Origin of the sequence: Massilia pseudoviolaceinigra (assembly GCF_030846505.1) — a bacterium.
Taxonomy (GTDB): Bacteria; Pseudomonadota; Gammaproteobacteria; order Burkholderiales; family Burkholderiaceae_D; genus Telluria_A; species Telluria_A violaceinigra.
Genome location: NZ_JAVCWL010000015.1, coordinates 161,075 through 175,531, shown reverse-complemented (window position 1 = coordinate 175,531; position 14,457 = coordinate 161,075). Strand labels below are relative to the sequence as shown.

The following is a 14,457-nucleotide window of genomic DNA, read 5'->3' as shown; positions in this document are numbered from 1 at the left end:
TCGCCAACGCGCGTTTGTGCGGGTTCTTGCTGGTAGAGAATCGCCGCATCATCGCCAAGGTATCGGGCGAACCGAGCAGTTGGAGTGCGCTGATGGCTTTCAAGCTCGCACCGCTTTCCCATGCTTGCAGGGCGGTGCCGGTCAGGCTTTTCAGGGATGCTTGCTTTACAGCGGTCTTTTTCATGATTACCGATCTGATTGATGAATCGGTCCAGTATAAGACCCGCGGCGGGCAGTTAATTGGTGCGCTCAGGGGGCGTCGAACCCCCAATGCCTTGCGGCGCCAGATTTTAAGTCTGGTGTGTCTGCCATTTCCACCACGAGCGCGGTGCAGGTCCCGGTTGCCTGCCGGGGTAGTGCGCGTCAAACTTTCGGAGCGAACCACGGCTTGCGCGTGCCGGGCTGATATCCGGAACCCGCACACGGTGTTCGCCACGAACCCTATCCGGGAACTATGGGAATGCCACGTGCGGGCGACACGTGCCTTGAATGGACCCACCTGCAGGGAACGAACCTGCGACCTCGACGTTCGTAGCGTTGCGCTCTTACGTCTGATAAGGTGAGAATAATGGGGTGGCGTACCGGGTTCGAACCGGTGGCCCTTGGAATCACAATCCAAAGCTCTGCCAACTGAGCTAACGTCACCATTGAAAAAGAACCGCGCGGTCATACGCGGCAAACTGGCAGTGGATGCAGGAGTCGAACCTGCGACAACTTGAGTCAAAGTCAAGTGCTCTACCAGCTGAGCTAATCCACAATTGAAACTGGCTCCCCAAGCAGGACTCGAACCTGCATAACCCTGTCGGGCCTCCAACGCATTAACAGTGCGTCCGCTTACCAGTTAGCGTATCGGGGAAAAAGGAATACGCGCCGCCTGAAACCGGCGCATGAATGATGGTGGGTGACCAGGGATTCGAACCCCGTATGTCGGAGACGGCGGAGTTACAGTCCGCTGCAGTCGCCAATGCTGCTCGTCACCCAAGGCTTGATCGGCCATTCCACAAAGCCTCTCGGCGTGACTCGCCCCTGGCAGGGCCATGCGCTGTCTGAAAGCGCTTTGTGGAATGGCGCGGGATGGAAGATTCGAACTTCCGGCCTCAACCCGTCAAGGTTGCGCTCTGCGATTGAGCTATTCCCGCACCGTTCCACCCGCACTGGTATCGCACGTGAGGGTGCGATACCGATACAGGCGGAACCGTTTAATACCTGTCCAAATTGTGAAAGAACCTGCGTCTGGTCCGGGTTGTCCGGGGACGGCCTCAAACTGAAAGGGCTTGACTGCGTGTTGCGGTACTGCGGTTAAACCTCCGGCCAAAACAAAAAGGGCCCGGAGTCCTTGCGGAACATCCGAGCCCTTGAGCTTGACCTGCCGGTCAGCCGGGGAGGGGTGAGCCTCCGCGGCTAGGGGTTGCCCCCTCGGATGTTGTTCGTATGTTCCCAATTCACGCCGCAAAATGCGGGCCACTGGTGATGTTGATGGTAGTACGGCGCTGGCAAAGGACGGCGTGCATCAAGCGCGGCGGCGAGGGTACGGTAACCCTTGAGCCCGGCGGCGCCGGCGCCTTGCAGGGCGGCCAGAACAGCAACTTGCAACGACGCCAACAGACTGCTGGCAAGCAGCGACAGGCCGCGCGCTGGGCGCTGCGTCGTCATCTGTTGTTGCGTCGTTGTTTTCACGGTAAATCCCTGTGGTCGTTGCTGCGGTTGGTGCTCTTGCTGAGCCAGTGAATGCATTCTGACATGCACAAAATCGGAAAGCAAGCAAATATCGAAAATAATTTGCATCAGATGCAAATAAATGGCGCTGCTTGGGTTTTTTTGCAACAGATGAAAACGGGGTGAGCGGCAAAAGAGTATGATGACGCCTGTCGTAGTGAGGTACGGCGAACCCATGCAAACACTAAAACCATCCCCCCTATCCACGCCCCTTCAGGGGCCACAGCGCAAAGCCGTCCTGCGGGTCCAGGTTTTGATGGCTGAACACGACATCCGTTTCGTCACAGAGCTGTGGAAACGCCTGACGGCCATGGGCGTGGAGATTTCCCATTCCCAGCTCACGCGCGTGGTCAACAACAGCACCAAGTCCCTGAGCATCGATCTGCTCGAGGGACTGGCCAGCCTGTTCGACTGTCCGGTATCGGCGCTGTTCAAGGACGGCTAGGGCGATTGCCGCTGCCGTCCTTGCCTTGGCTTACGGCGCGTAGGTCGCCTTGACGCTCAGCGTGTTGTAGGCCGAGTAGGCATACACGCCCACGTAGTAGCGGCCCGCCGCTGGCGCATTGATGGAGCAGTTTTCAACGCTGCTTGGCCCGTCCGACTTGCAGTTGTAGCTGGCCGTGGTCGGGGTGCCGCTCAGTTTGACGAACATGTCGGCGTCGCCATTGGCGCCGTTGAGGGCGAACGCGACCTGGGTTTTGCCCGCCGGAACGTCAATCGTGTAGTACTGCCAGCTGCCTGCGGCCGCGCCCTGGCCGGTCAGGGCCACGCCGTTGCCCAGCACCGGATAGCCGCCGCCCGCGCCCGCCAGCGTCCCCTTCATCGCGTAGTGCCCCAGCGACGAGTAGTTCGAGAAGCCGTTGGCCGGGGTACCCTCGGCGCCGCCGCGCACCACCAGGCGGTAGCTGCCGGCCGGCAGCGACAGGTTGGTGAACTGGGCCGAACGGTTGACGCCCAGGTTGCTGCGCGACACCACCGCGCCCGCCGCGTTGAGAATGCTGGCGTCGACATCGAGCATGCGCAGGTATTCGAGCGGGTCGATGCGCAGGTTCAGGGTGGTGGTGCCGGTGGTGGTGAAGGTGAAGGTATCGGTATCGGTGTTGCGTTCGATCTGGCCGAAGTTGCGGGTCGGATCGATGGCGCCGCCCGTGCCCAGCGTGAGCGCGCGCGTGCTCGGGATATCGTCGGCCATGTACGGCACCGCCTCGTCCACGGTCATGATGCGCAGGTCATCCTCGAAATTGCTGGCCGTCGTGTACTCGCCGCGGCTCCACGTGAACAGCTGGTTGGCCCAGCCGCCGCCCATCCAGTAGTTGCCCATGATCGGCCCCCACTGGTAGGCGGCGATGCCCTCGAAATACTCGCCGCCGCTGCCGCCGCGGTCGTGGTTCATGCCCATCTGGTGCCCGACTTCGTGGGCGCCGGTCATGCCGATGCCGTAGCCATAGTCGAACCCGGACGATGGATTGCGGTACAGCGTGCCGGCGGCGGTGGTGCCGAAGGAGCGCAGCGGCGCGAACGAGCGGCCATCCTGGTTGATGAAGTTGATGATGCCGGTGCGCAGCAAGTTGGTGGTGCGCGCGGCGTCGTACACGGCGCGGCTGGTGGTCACGTTCAGGTTGAGCATCGAATACTGGTCGGCGATCGATTGCCAGGCGCGGTACATGTTTTCCTTGGTCACGCCGTTCAGGGGCGTGCTGCCGTTCATGACCGCCGTGATGTTGAGGTAAAACACGTAAGGGCTGCCCGGTTTGCTCTGCAGCTGCGTCACGTCTTCATTCTGGTACGGGCCGATGTGGCGCGCCTGGCGCAACGCCATCGGGCTGTAGACCGGATGCGAGACCGCCATCGCCAGCATGGCCGCGCTGCGTTTGTCGCGGAACTCCGGATCGAAGTCGGGCACGATCTTGGTGATCGGCACTTCCGTCAGCCATACCTTGCCGGCGCTGTCGGTGGTGTATTCGTAGGCCTTGCGCGTGTCGTACTTGAGCAGGTAGCCGTACACGGCCCTTTTGTTCCCTTTGAGCACGAACACCGAATCGGGCGTGTCGACCGCGGTACCAGTGATCGACACCACGCCATTCTTGTTGGCGTAGTCGCGGATATGGGCGGCCACGGTATTGCCGCGCATCGATTGCACTTGCATGCTGCGGCCGTTGGCGTGTTGTGCGGCAAAACCGCTCAACACCGCGTCGACGCTGCCGATCTCCATGCCGGGCGCGGGGCGTTCCCGTTGTGCGCTGGCGCTATCGGTTTGGGCGGTGGCGCCGGCAGCGAAGGCTGCGGCCATGAGCAGGAACAGGGTTTGCTTGGATTTCATTCAGTCTCCGGATTCATCGTTTTTTATCGATCTTTGCTTCCCGCCCAGGCAGACGGTGAAGTTGTCGGCGAGCTATCAATTCCGACGGCAGAACGTTACCATATGAGCAAGAGTATGTATGTATCCAATCGGCACATTTTCTTCATGGCCGAGTCTGGCTCCTTTCACTCTTTGTGGCCAAATCTTCTTGATGTAAATACTCAAATTTCCGGCTATTACGGCATAAAAACGTAGTTACTTCCGTGCTTATTCGGTAGATGGGCTGTATTTCCGTTTGTTTTCATGCGCAGTGGGTAGCCTGGTTTCCTTGGGTGCCAGCTGACGACTGGCAAACGATGATATACACTACTTAACATTGAACAACTTTCGAGGCGCAACATGGGCCGCAATCCGAACGACGTCGCGGTAACCCATGTTCCAGGTGTCATTGCCGATGAAACAGGCAAGGGCGTGCGCGCGGCGAGCGCGGTTGCCGAGCGGCCCCAGGCGCCGCAACCGAGCGCGTTCGGCATCTGGAAAAAGCGCATTCCCGAAGATGGCGTGCGCTACCAGCACAGGTTGCGCGACGAATGGTAAAAGCGCTGTTCGATACCAACATCCTGATCGACTATCTGAACGGCATCCCGGAAGCGGAACTGGCCTGCGATCACTATGTTGACAAGGCCATCAGCGTGGTGACGTGGATGGAAATCATGGAAGGCGTCGACGAAGACGAGGACGAGCGCCTGCTGGTCGAAGCCTTCCTGGGCCAGTTCGAGCTGGTGCCGATCGACCACCGGGTGGCATTGGAAGCGTCGCGCGTGCGCGAGGCGCATGCCATGCGCCTGCCGGACGCCGTGATCCAGGCCACCGCCAACCTGTCCGGACGCGTGCTGATCACGCGCGACACCCGCGATTTCGTGCCCGGCGACACAGTCCTGGTACCCTACATCCTCGCTCCCGGCGACGACGCCTAGGCGCACCCCTCGGGGCCCGCGCTGCGGCCCCATCGGAGCAATGTCCGGCCCCCCGCTTCGGGCACCCCTCGGGGCGCCACAGCGGCCGCCGGCGGGGCGCTATTCTTCTCGTTCTCCCGAGAAATCGATATAGAATATTAGAACGTCCCAGACCGGCCAGCAGGCCGGCGCACGGTCATCCAGCCAATCATTTCACGTTGCAAACGATAGGGAAGTCATGTCAGTTACCAGAACCAAGACCCACGCCGGCGCCGCCGTGGTGTCCGCACTATTACTGCTGGGCGCCGTCGGCGGTTGCGGCAAGACCGAAACGTCGGCGTCGCTGCTGGCCGACGCCAAACAGTTCATCCAGAAGGGTGACAGCAAGGCGGCCGTGATCCAGCTGAAAAATGCGCTGGTGAAAAACCCGGCGGACGCCGACGCGCGCCTGACCCTGGGCCTGTTGTATATCGACACAGGCGACGCCGTCTCGGCCGAAAAGGAATTGCGCAAGGCCCTGGAGCTGGGCGTGCCCAAGGACAAGGTCGTCCCCGCGCTGGCGAATGCCCTGATGCAGCAGCAGCAATACCAGAAAGTGCTCGACCTGGCCGCCGATGCGGGCAGCGACGCCGACATGCTGGCCCTGCGCGCCGACGCCAACGCCGGCCTCGGCCGCGCCGACCAGGCCAGGGAATTGTATGCCCAGGCTCTGGTGGCGAAACCGGGCCATGTGTCCGCGCTGATCGGATCGGCCCGCCAAGCCCTGGCGCGCAAGGACCTGGAGGAAGCGAACCGTCTGGCCGACGAGGTCGTCGCCAGCAACCCGAACGACGCGACCGCCTGGATGTTCAAGGGCGACATGCTGCGCGCCCAGGCCAAGGCTGCACCGGCCCTGGCCGCCTACGACCAGGTCTTGAAGCTCAAGCCGAACCACCGCTCGGCCCACGTCGAGCGCGCCTTCGTCGAAATCGCGGAAGGCAAGTTCGATGCCGCCAGGGCCGACCTCGAAGCGGCCCGCAAGCTCACCCCCAACGCGCTGATGGTGGCCTACGCCCAGGCGCTGCTCGACTTCACCCAGGGCAAGCACGCGGCCGCCAAGGATGCGCTGCAAAAGATCCTGCGCGTGGCGCCCGAGCACATGCCGAGCGTGCTGATGGCCGGCGCGGTCGAGCATGCGCTCGGCTCGATGCCGCAAGCCGAACAGCACCTGCGCAAATACCTGGCCGCCATGCCCGAGCACCGCTATGCGCGCAAGCTGATGGTGAGCACCCTGCTGAAAATGGGCCAGACCACCGAAGCGCTGACCCAGCTCACGCCGATGCTCGAGTCCGGCAAGGATGACGTGCAATTGCTGGCGCTGGCCGGCGAGGCCTACATGCAGGCGCGCGACTACGGCAAGGCCACCGCCTATTTCGAGCAGGCCAGCACCCTGGCGCCGAACGCGGCCGGGCTGCGCACCTCGCTGGCGCTGGGCAAGCTGGCCACCGGCGACAATGCGCGCGCCGTCAGCGAACTCGAACAGTCGACCAAGCTCGACACCAAGTCGCCCAAGGCGGCGGTGCTGCTGGTGATGACCGAACTGCGCATGAAGCGCTACGACAAGGCGCTGGCCGCGGCCAAGGCGCTCGAAGCGACCCAGCCGGCCGACCCGATGGTGCACAACCTCAAGGGCGGCGTGTACCTGGGCATGAACGACATGGTCAACGCCCGCGCCAGCTTCGACAAGGCACTCTCGCTCAAGGCCGACTATTTCCCGGCCGCCGCCAACCTGGCGCAACTGGCCCTGCGCGAGAAAAAGCCGGACCTGGCGAAACAGCAGCTGGTCAGTTTCCTGGAAAAGGACAAGAAGAATGTCGAAGCCTATTACGCCCTGACCAAGCTGGCCCTGGCACAAGGGCGCAACGATGAAGCGAACCAGTGGCTGGAAAAAGCCAGCAGCGAAAATCCGGAAGCGGTCGGCCCGGCCCGCACCCTGGGCGCGCACTACCTGGCGATCGGCCAGAAGCAAAAGGCGCTGACCCTGGCGCGCAAGTTCCAGGTCGCCAATCCGAAAAACCTCGATTTGCTCGACCTGCTGGGCCAGGCGCAGATCGCCAATGACGACCTGCCGGGCGCGCTCGATACCTACGGCAAGCTGGCCGGCGCCGCGCCGAAATCGGCGATGGCGCATTTCCGCCTGGCGACCGTGCACGCGCAGATGAAGAACCTGAACGCCACCGCCGAGGACTTGAAAAAGGCGCTGGCGCTGCAGCCCGACTTTGTCGATGCCCAGGTGGCCCAGGCCGAGCTGGCCGCGCGCGCCGGCAAGGTCGACGATGCGCTGGCGATTGCGCGCCAGATCCAGAAGCAGCGTCCGAAGGAAGCGCTCGGCTACCAGGTGGAAGGCAACCTGACGATGGGGCAGGGCAAGGCGGCGCAAGCGGTGGCCTCGTTCGAGAAAGCGTTCGCGCTGGCGCCGTCGAGCGCCAACCTGATCAAGCTGCATGCGGCCATGCGCCAGTCCGGCAAAGGCAAGGAAGCCGATGCGCGCCTGGCCAAGGCGGTGGCCGAGCACCCGAATGACGTGGCGCTGGCGCTGTATGTGGCCGAGAACGACCTTTCCAACAAGCGCTACAAGGCAGCCATCGCCGGGCTTGAAGGGGTGCTCAAGGAGGCGCCGGCGAATGTCGCGGCGCTGAACAACCTGGCCTGGGCTTACCAGCAGGAAAAAGATCCGCGCGCGCTGAAAACCGCCGAAAAGGCGTTCGAGCTGGGCGGCAGCAGCGCGGCCGTGACCGATACCCTGGGCTGGATGCTGGTCGAGCAGGGCGACGCCAAGCGCGGCCTGACCCTGCTGCAAAAGGCGGTCGCGCTGGCGCCGGAAGCGGCCGACATCCGCTTCCACCTGGCGGCCGGACTGGCGAAAACGGGCGACAAGGCCGGTGCCAAACGCGAACTGGAGCGGGTACTGGCCAGCAAGAACTTCGCGCAGATGGAGGAGGCCAAGGCGCTGGCCAAGACGCTGTAAGGGGTTACGGCGCGGCTCGCAGTCCTCCGGGAGACCTGTGGGCCACACCTTGAAAACCGTCATTCCCGCCTGCGCGGGAATGACGGTTTTTGTTGTTTTGAGAGAAATAAATTCCGCAAGAAGATTCCAGACTGCATCAATCGCATCCATCGCGATGATGGTCACATGGCTGTTGCATATTTGCGAAGAAAAAGTTTAATTGTCTCCCTGCATGTTGCCGGCGATGTTAGGATAGCTCAGTTAGCAATATGTTACTGAATTCGCAGCTTGGACAATATCTTCGGGATCATAGTCGATGGATCAGTTTCCCAATATGGTTGAAACAACTCGTTTCAATTTTCCCGCGCCCGATGCTGGCAACCTGGGTAGTCATTGCGTTTTTGTCGAAGATTATTCTGATAACATCTCCGAAATGACGATCAATACAAGAAGCTTCGGGATCCGCGTTGCCGATACCGAAGAAGGGCGTAACCGCGCTAGCATGCTCATCAATAAGATGTATGCCTGGCGCGGTTATGCCGGTACTCATCGGCTTGAGGATAATCCCAACCAGATCACCCTGTCGGCCTTCGACCAGGGCGAAGTCATCGGCACAGTCACACTCGGCGTCGACTCCCCGGTCGGCATCCTGGCCGACGAGGTCTTCAAGGACCATATCGACGCCTTCCGCGCGCGCGGCGCCAAGGTGTGCGAGATCAGCAAACTGGCGTTCGACCCCACCGTCCGCTCCAAGTTCGCGCTCGGCTCGCTGTTTCATATCCTGTACATCTATGCGCACCATATTTACCGGTGCACGGATGCATTTATCGAGATCAATCCGCGCCACCGGCGCTATTATGAGCACATGCTCGGTTTTCGCACCCAGAGCGGGGTGAGGATCAATCCGCGCGTTGACGCACCTGCCCATCTGCTCTGGCTCAGCCTCGATTTCATGGGCGCCGAGATCGAGCGCCTCGGCGGCGTGCACGACGATGCGGGTACCGAACGCTCGCTCTACCCGTATTTTTTCTCGAAGCGCGAGGAAGCCGGCATCGCCGACCGCCTGCTGTCGATCGGCTAGACGCCGGTCCGGCGAAGCGGCACCGGCTTACCGGCATGCCCGCGGCGCTTCATTCACGCAATCGGCGGGAAGCGTGACCACGCCACCGCCTGTAACAACAGGATCGTCATGTCAACGCAAGCGCATTCCCTGGCCGCCGCCGCCCTCGCCACCGCCATTATGCTCGGTGCATTAAGCGGGTGCGGCAAAACCGAAACGCCGGCAGCCCTGCTGGCCGAGGCCAAACAGTTCCAGCAGAAGGGCGACCATGTGTCGGCCCTGATCCAGCTCAAGAACGCGGTCGCCCAAAATCCCACCGACCCCGAGGCGCGCCTGACGCTGGGCGAAACCTATAACAAGCTCGGCGACGCCGTCTCGGCCGAAAAGGAAGTGCGCAAGGCCATGGAGCTGGGCATGGCGCCGCAACGCACCTTGCCCGAGCTGCTGCTTGCGCAACTGCTCCAGGGACAATTCCAGAAAGTCATCGACGCCACCGCCGACAATGCCTATACGGCCGACGTCAAGGTGGTCAGCCAGCGCGGCGCCGCGTTCTACCAGCTCGGCAAGCGGGCCGAGGCGGCCGAAGCGTTCGAGCGCGCCCTCAAGCTCGATCCCGGCTACCCGGTCGCGCTGATGGGCCTGGCCAACGTCGCCCTGGCCAATGAAGACAAGGTTGGCGCCGCCCGCTATGTCGAACTGGCCGTGACGAAAAACCCCAAGGATATCCAGAGCTGGCTGTTCAAGGGCGACTACGAGCGCGTTGCGGGTAATCCGGCAGCCGCCCTGGCTGCCTACGACCAGGTGCTGGCGCTCGACCCCAACAGCGCTTCGGGCCACCTGCAGAAAGCTTACCTGTTCATCGCCGAACGGCGCTATGACGAGGCGGCCGTGTCGCTGGCCGCCGCCAAGAAAAATGCGCCGAAGAACCTGATGGTCAGCTACGCCAGCGCCATGCTCGCCTTCACCCAGGGCAAGCACGCGGCCGCCCTCGACTCGCTGCAGCAAGTGCTGCGCGTGGCGCCCGACCACATGCCCTCGGTGCTGCTGGCCGGCGCCGTGCAGTTCACCCTCAAATCGCTGCCGCAGGCCGAGCAGCACCTCAAAAAATACCACGAAGCCCATCCCGAGAGCGACTACGCGCGCAAGCTGCTGGCCTCGACCCGCATTGCCGCCGGCGACCCCAAGGGCGCCATCGCGGTCCTCGCGCCGGTCGTGGGCGCCTCCCAGGATGCCCAGCTGCTGGCCATTGCCGGCAAGGCGTATACGGATCACCGCGAGTTCGGCAAGGCCACCGAGCTGCTCGAGCGCGCCAGCGCGCTCGAGCCGAAAAAGGCGCAGCTGCGCACCGCCCTGGGCTTGAGCAAGCTCGAACAGGGCGAGCAAGCGCGCGCCCTGAGCGAACTGGAACTGGCCAGCACCCTCGACCAGACCACCAGCCACGCCGGCACCACCCTGGCCATGACGGCGCTGCGCCTGAACCAGTTCGACAAGGCGCTCGCCGCGCTGGCGCCGCTCGAAGCGCGCACCCCGAACGACCCGATGATCCAGAACCTCAAGGGATTGGCGCTGCTGGGCAAGAAAGACCTGGCCGCGGCCCGCGCCGCCTTTGAAAAGGCGCTCGCCCTGCATCCCGATTTCTTTCCGGCGGTCGACAACCTGGCGCGCATGGACATGCAGGCCAAGAACCTGGACGCCACGCGCCAGCGCTACGAAGCCTTTGTGGCCAAGTATCCCAACAACGTCGAAGCGCTCACCGCGCTCGGCGCCATGGCGGTGGCCCAGCGCCGCCTGGCCGAAGCCGGCACCCTGCTCGAACGTGCCAATGCGGTCGACCCGGCCGCGGTCGGTCCGGCCATCGTGCTGGCCGGCCACTACGTGCGCATGGGCGCCGCCGACAAAGCCTTGATCCTGATGCGCAAGCTGCTGGTGGCCAATCCCGACAACCCGGCCGTGCTCGACCAGCTCGGCCAGCTGCAGGTCGCCACCGGCGACAATGGCAGCGCCATGGAAACCTTCACCAAGCTGACAGTGGCCGCGCCGCAGTCGGCCGAAGCCCATTTCCGCCTCGGCTCGGCCCACGCCGCCATGAACAACCTGCCCTCGGCCAGCGCCTCGCTCAAGCGCGCCCTGGTGCTGCAGCCCGATTATCTCGACGCCCAGCTGGCGCTGGCCAGCGCCCACCTGCGCCAGCAACAGTTCAACGATGCGCTCGGCGTGGCGCGCGCCATGCAGAAGCGGCATCCGAAACTGCCGGTCGGTTATGTGGCCGAAGCCGACGTGCTGTTGGTGCAGAACAAAATCGGCGCCGCCATCCCCTTGTACGATAAAGCGTTTGCTTTGGGCAACAATGCTGAGCTCTTGATCAAGCTGTATGAAGCGCTTCGCATCGGCGGCAAGGCCAAGGAAGCCGATGCACGGGTGCAACAATGGCGTGCCGCCCACCCGGATGACGTCAAGGTGCCGGGTTACCTTGGAGAGCAGTATATTTCCAATAAAAAATATCAATTAGCAATAACGGAATTTGAAGCCATACTGAAGAAGTCGCCTGGCTATCCGAGCGCGCTGAACAATCTGGCGGTGGCCTACGAACTGGCGGGCGATGCGCGTGCCCTGCCGACCGCCGAACTGGCCTTCAAGGCGCTGCCCGGCAGCGCGGCGGTGATGGATACCCTGGGCTGGCTGCTGGTGCAACAAGGCGACCTGGCGCGCGGCTTGCCGCTGCTGCGCGACGCCAGCGCCCGCCTGCCGGGCGTGCCCGAGATCCGCCTGCACCTGGCCCGTGCGCTGATCTTGGCCAAGGAGAAGGAGGCGGCGCGCAAGGAACTGGAAGTATTGTTGGAGAAGCACAAGCAATTTCCGCAATTGGAGGAGGCGCGGGGCTTGCTGAAAAAATTATAAAGCGGGCACGACGGCGAGTCGCAGCCCACCGGGCGCCTTTTTCGGCGGCACCATGTGCCGGGCCGGCGCCGCGCCACAGGGAGTTTTCACATGAATGCAGGGCACGATGCAGTGGAAGCGATGGGCCAGGAGCAGGCCCATCTTGAGTCGTCTTACCTGGTGCGGGGCGAGGAGGAGGATCACGGCCGGCTGATCGGCAGCTTCACCGACAACGACCGTACCTTCGGGATCCGCCTGGCCGATACCGACCAGGGGCGCAATTCGGCCAGCCTGTTGATCAGTAAAATGTACGCCACGCGCGGCTACAACGTGGCGCGCATGGAACGCGACCCCAACCGCATCACCCTGTCGGCCTCCGACAAGGGTAGCCTGATCGGCACCGTGACCCTGGGGCTCGATTCCGAGCGCGGCATCCTGGCCGACGAGATTTTCCGCGACCATGTCGACGCCTTCCGCGCGCGCGGCGCGCGCCTGTGCGAAATCACCAAGCTGGCGTTCGACCCCCAGGTCAAATCCAAGGCGGCGCTGGCGGCCCTGTTCCACACCCTGTTCATCTACGCGCGCCACATTCACGGCCGCACCGACGTGCTGATCGAAGTCAATCCGCGCCACCGGCGCTTTTACCAGACCATGCTCGGTTTCGTCGACCAGGCCGAGCTGCGCCACAATACCCGGGTCGATGCGCCCGCTTACCTGATGTGGCTCAGCGTCGAGCACATGGCGCAGCAGATCGCGCTCCTGGGCGGCACCAGCAGCAATCCCGGCACCGAACGCTCGCTGTATCCGTATTTTTTCTCGCCGCGCGAGGAAGAGGGCATCGCCAACCGCCTGATCAAGCTCGGCTAGGAGGCGGCCTGGGACTTGGCGCGGCCGGCTGGGCATCGTAGCGCCCCGGCGCGATGATGCCGTCCGGGTCGAGCCGGGTCTTGAGCGAATGGATGAGGGCCCAGTAGTGCGGGTCGCGCCGCACGATGGCGGCCATCATGTCGGCGCGCGCCCGGTACACTTCCAGTCCCATCGCGTGGATCTTGTCGAGCATGCGGTCGGCGCAGAAATGGGCGCGCTTGACCCCTTCCAGGTTGCTGCGGTCGAACAGCAGGTTGATCACCGCCACCAGCGAGGTCGGGGTTTCGATATTGATGGTGATGTACAGGGTGTCGTGATAATGGCGCGCCGCCGTCTTTTTCATTTCATCGATGAACTTGGCCACGAAGGCCCCGTCCAGCGGCAGCGCCGGGTTAATGAACAGCAAACCGCAGTTCGACTGGTCGAGCTGGGCCGCGTTCAGGTCGGTGCGCCCGAATTTCCACAGTAAATTATCGATCGCCGCGTCGGTCGGCACTCCCAGCGCCAGCGTGTGCAGGGGGCGGATGGCCGAGATCGCGGCCGCGTTCGCGCGCGCGACCGGAATGAAGCGCAGCTTGTGCGCCACCGCATAGGCGGTGTCGAGCAGCTGGTGGGTGATCGGGCGCACCTGCGCCAGGCCCTTCATGCGTTTGCGGATCTCGGCCAGGTTGGCCTTGACCTGGGCGCGGGTCCCCGTGATGGCGCCCAGGCTGGCCCATTCGCCCGGGGCGATCAGGTCCATCACGCTTTCCGCTTCGCCAAAGGCGCGCTCGGGCGTGTACGCGCATTCCTGTTCCAGGTAGCGCGTCACCCCGTAGGCCAGGGTGGCGTGGGTGCGCGCGCGGTTGGCGATGTGGGTGACCGATTCGATCAAGCCTTCGCGCTTGCAATTGGCCAGTTCGTCGATAAAGGCCGGCAAATCCTCTTCGCGCCGCAGCGACAGCGACAGCGCCACCTGCCTGGGACGCTTGGGCACGAGGCGAAAGCAGGCGCTGACGACGATGCCGAAATTACTCTGGAAGAAAAGCCCGTCGAGCATCGGCCCCAGCCCGTAAGGATTGCTGGTGCCCAGCGGCGAGCGCTTCAGGCGCCGGAACCCGGTGCGCAGCAGCTTGCCGTTGCCGCACACCACGGCCAGCCCGAACAGGTCTTCCTTGCGCGGTCCGAAATAGCCGACCCCGCGGTCGAGCGCATTGCCGATGATGCTGGTGGCGCGCGCCGAACCGGTGACGTTGAAGGTCAGGTTCGGGTGGTGCTCTTCGAGGAAGTCGTATAGCGCGCCCTGCGTGACGCCCGGCCCGATCACGGCCACCGGCAGCACCCGGCCGTTGCGCTTGTCGACCGTCATGCGGATCGAGTTGAGCGCGCCGAGGTCGACCAGCAGGCTGCCGGCCATGGTCGGCGACTTGCCGCCGTAACCGAAATTGAGGCCCGTCGAGAACGGATACAGGGGCGTGCCGTTTTCGCGCGCAGCGCGCACCAGCTTGATCACGGCGCGCACGCTGGCCGGGCGCACCTGGCCGCGCACATCGGTCGCGCGGCCGGTGATGTTATTGCTCGGGTGCTCGCTCTGGGTGTAGGCCATGGTTCTATTATCGCTTAAAAGCACCTGCCGAAATGCAAACGACCCGGGCGCTTGACGCGCCCGGGTCGTTCATCGACACACTGCGCGCACCGGCCTGGCCAGCCCGGCGCG

General features: G+C 63.4%; 11 protein-coding genes and 6 tRNA genes. 7 read left to right on the top strand and 10 right to left on the bottom strand.

Annotated features, from left to right (window positions below; genetic code table 11):
- From RBA40_RS16710 to RBA40_RS16675, 8 genes are all read right to left on the bottom strand, one after another.
- A partial coding sequence (locus RBA40_RS16710; protein WP_306648925.1) for a hypothetical protein occupies nucleotides 1-184 on the bottom strand: 184 nt, incomplete at its 3' end.
- A gap of 57 nt (nucleotides 185-241) precedes the next feature.
- Nucleotides 242-327 (bottom strand) — tRNA-Leu (locus tag RBA40_RS16705).
- A gap of 163 nt (nucleotides 328-490) precedes the next feature.
- A tRNA-Arg gene (locus tag RBA40_RS16700) sits at nucleotides 491-564 on the bottom strand.
- 5 nt (nucleotides 565-569) lie between these two features.
- Nucleotides 570-645 (bottom strand) — tRNA-His (locus RBA40_RS16695).
- Nucleotides 646-765: 120 nt separating this feature from the next.
- A tRNA-Asn gene (locus RBA40_RS16690) sits at nucleotides 766-856 on the bottom strand.
- Between the two features lie 39 nt (nucleotides 857-895).
- Nucleotides 896-980, bottom strand: a tRNA-Tyr gene (locus RBA40_RS16685).
- Nucleotides 981-1,065: 85 nt separating this feature from the next.
- Nucleotides 1,066-1,139: transfer RNA gene (locus RBA40_RS16680), tRNA-OTHER, on the bottom strand.
- 262 nt (nucleotides 1,140-1,401) lie between these two features.
- Nucleotides 1,402-1,893 carry a hypothetical protein gene (locus RBA40_RS16675; protein ID WP_306648924.1) on the bottom strand — a complete coding sequence of 164 codons (492 nt, stop codon included), beginning with the start codon at nucleotides 1,891-1,893 and terminating at the stop codon, nucleotides 1,402-1,404.
- 79 nt (nucleotides 1,894-1,972) lie between these two features.
- On the opposite strand from RBA40_RS16675, the gene RBA40_RS16670 reads away from it, so the two are divergent.
- The gene (locus RBA40_RS16670; RefSeq protein ID WP_054265574.1) at nucleotides 1,973-2,161 is read left to right on the top strand and encodes a helix-turn-helix domain-containing protein; all 189 of its coding nucleotides are present in this window, start codon (nucleotides 1,973-1,975) and stop codon (nucleotides 2,159-2,161) included.
- A gap of 30 nt (nucleotides 2,162-2,191) precedes the next feature.
- Here RBA40_RS16670 and RBA40_RS16665 read toward each other — a convergent pair whose 3' ends face one another.
- Nucleotides 2,192-4,036, bottom strand: a complete 1,845-nt coding sequence (locus tag RBA40_RS16665; protein WP_306648923.1) for a pre-peptidase C-terminal domain-containing protein — start codon at nucleotides 4,034-4,036, stop codon at nucleotides 2,192-2,194.
- Nucleotides 4,037-4,414: 378 nt separating this feature from the next.
- Between RBA40_RS16665 and RBA40_RS16660 the strand changes: the two genes are divergently transcribed.
- The 6 genes from RBA40_RS16660 (at nucleotide 4,415) to RBA40_RS16635 (ending at nucleotide 12,761) form a co-directional block, all read left to right on the top strand.
- Entirely contained in the window at nucleotides 4,415-4,612 is a 198-nt protein-coding gene (locus RBA40_RS16660) for a hypothetical protein (RefSeq protein WP_306648922.1), read from the top strand.
- Nucleotides 4,606-4,992 (top strand): PIN domain-containing protein, encoded by a 387-nt coding sequence (locus tag RBA40_RS16655; protein ID WP_306648921.1) that lies wholly within the window; start codon nucleotides 4,606-4,608, stop codon nucleotides 4,990-4,992. The genes RBA40_RS16660 and RBA40_RS16655 overlap by 7 nt, the downstream gene beginning before the upstream one ends.
- A 217-nt stretch (nucleotides 4,993-5,209) precedes the next feature.
- Nucleotides 5,210-7,978 carry an XrtA/PEP-CTERM system TPR-repeat protein PrsT gene (gene prsT / locus RBA40_RS16650; RefSeq protein WP_306648920.1) on the top strand — a complete coding sequence of 923 codons (2,769 nt, stop codon included), beginning with the start codon at nucleotides 5,210-5,212 and terminating at the stop codon, nucleotides 7,976-7,978.
- 481 nt (nucleotides 7,979-8,459) lie between these two features.
- Nucleotides 8,460-9,038, top strand: coding sequence for an N-acyl amino acid synthase FeeM domain-containing protein (locus tag RBA40_RS16645; protein WP_306648919.1), 579 nt, complete (start codon nucleotides 8,460-8,462; stop codon nucleotides 9,036-9,038).
- A 108-nt stretch (nucleotides 9,039-9,146) separates the two neighbouring features.
- Nucleotides 9,147-11,915, top strand: a complete 2,769-nt coding sequence (gene prsT, locus RBA40_RS16640; protein WP_306648917.1) for an XrtA/PEP-CTERM system TPR-repeat protein PrsT — start codon at nucleotides 9,147-9,149, stop codon at nucleotides 11,913-11,915.
- 90 nt (nucleotides 11,916-12,005) lie between these two features.
- A complete protein-coding gene (locus RBA40_RS16635) occupies nucleotides 12,006-12,761 on the top strand; it encodes an N-acyl amino acid synthase FeeM domain-containing protein (RefSeq protein WP_306648915.1) in 756 nt (251 codons plus the stop codon).
- Here RBA40_RS16635 and RBA40_RS16630 read toward each other — a convergent pair.
- Nucleotides 12,748-14,346: an FAD-binding oxidoreductase gene (locus RBA40_RS16630; protein ID WP_306648914.1), complete on the bottom strand. Its 1,599-nt coding sequence runs from the start codon at nucleotides 14,344-14,346 to the stop codon at nucleotides 12,748-12,750. The genes RBA40_RS16635 and RBA40_RS16630 overlap by 14 nt on opposite strands.
- Nucleotides 14,347-14,457 lie beyond the last annotated feature (111 nt).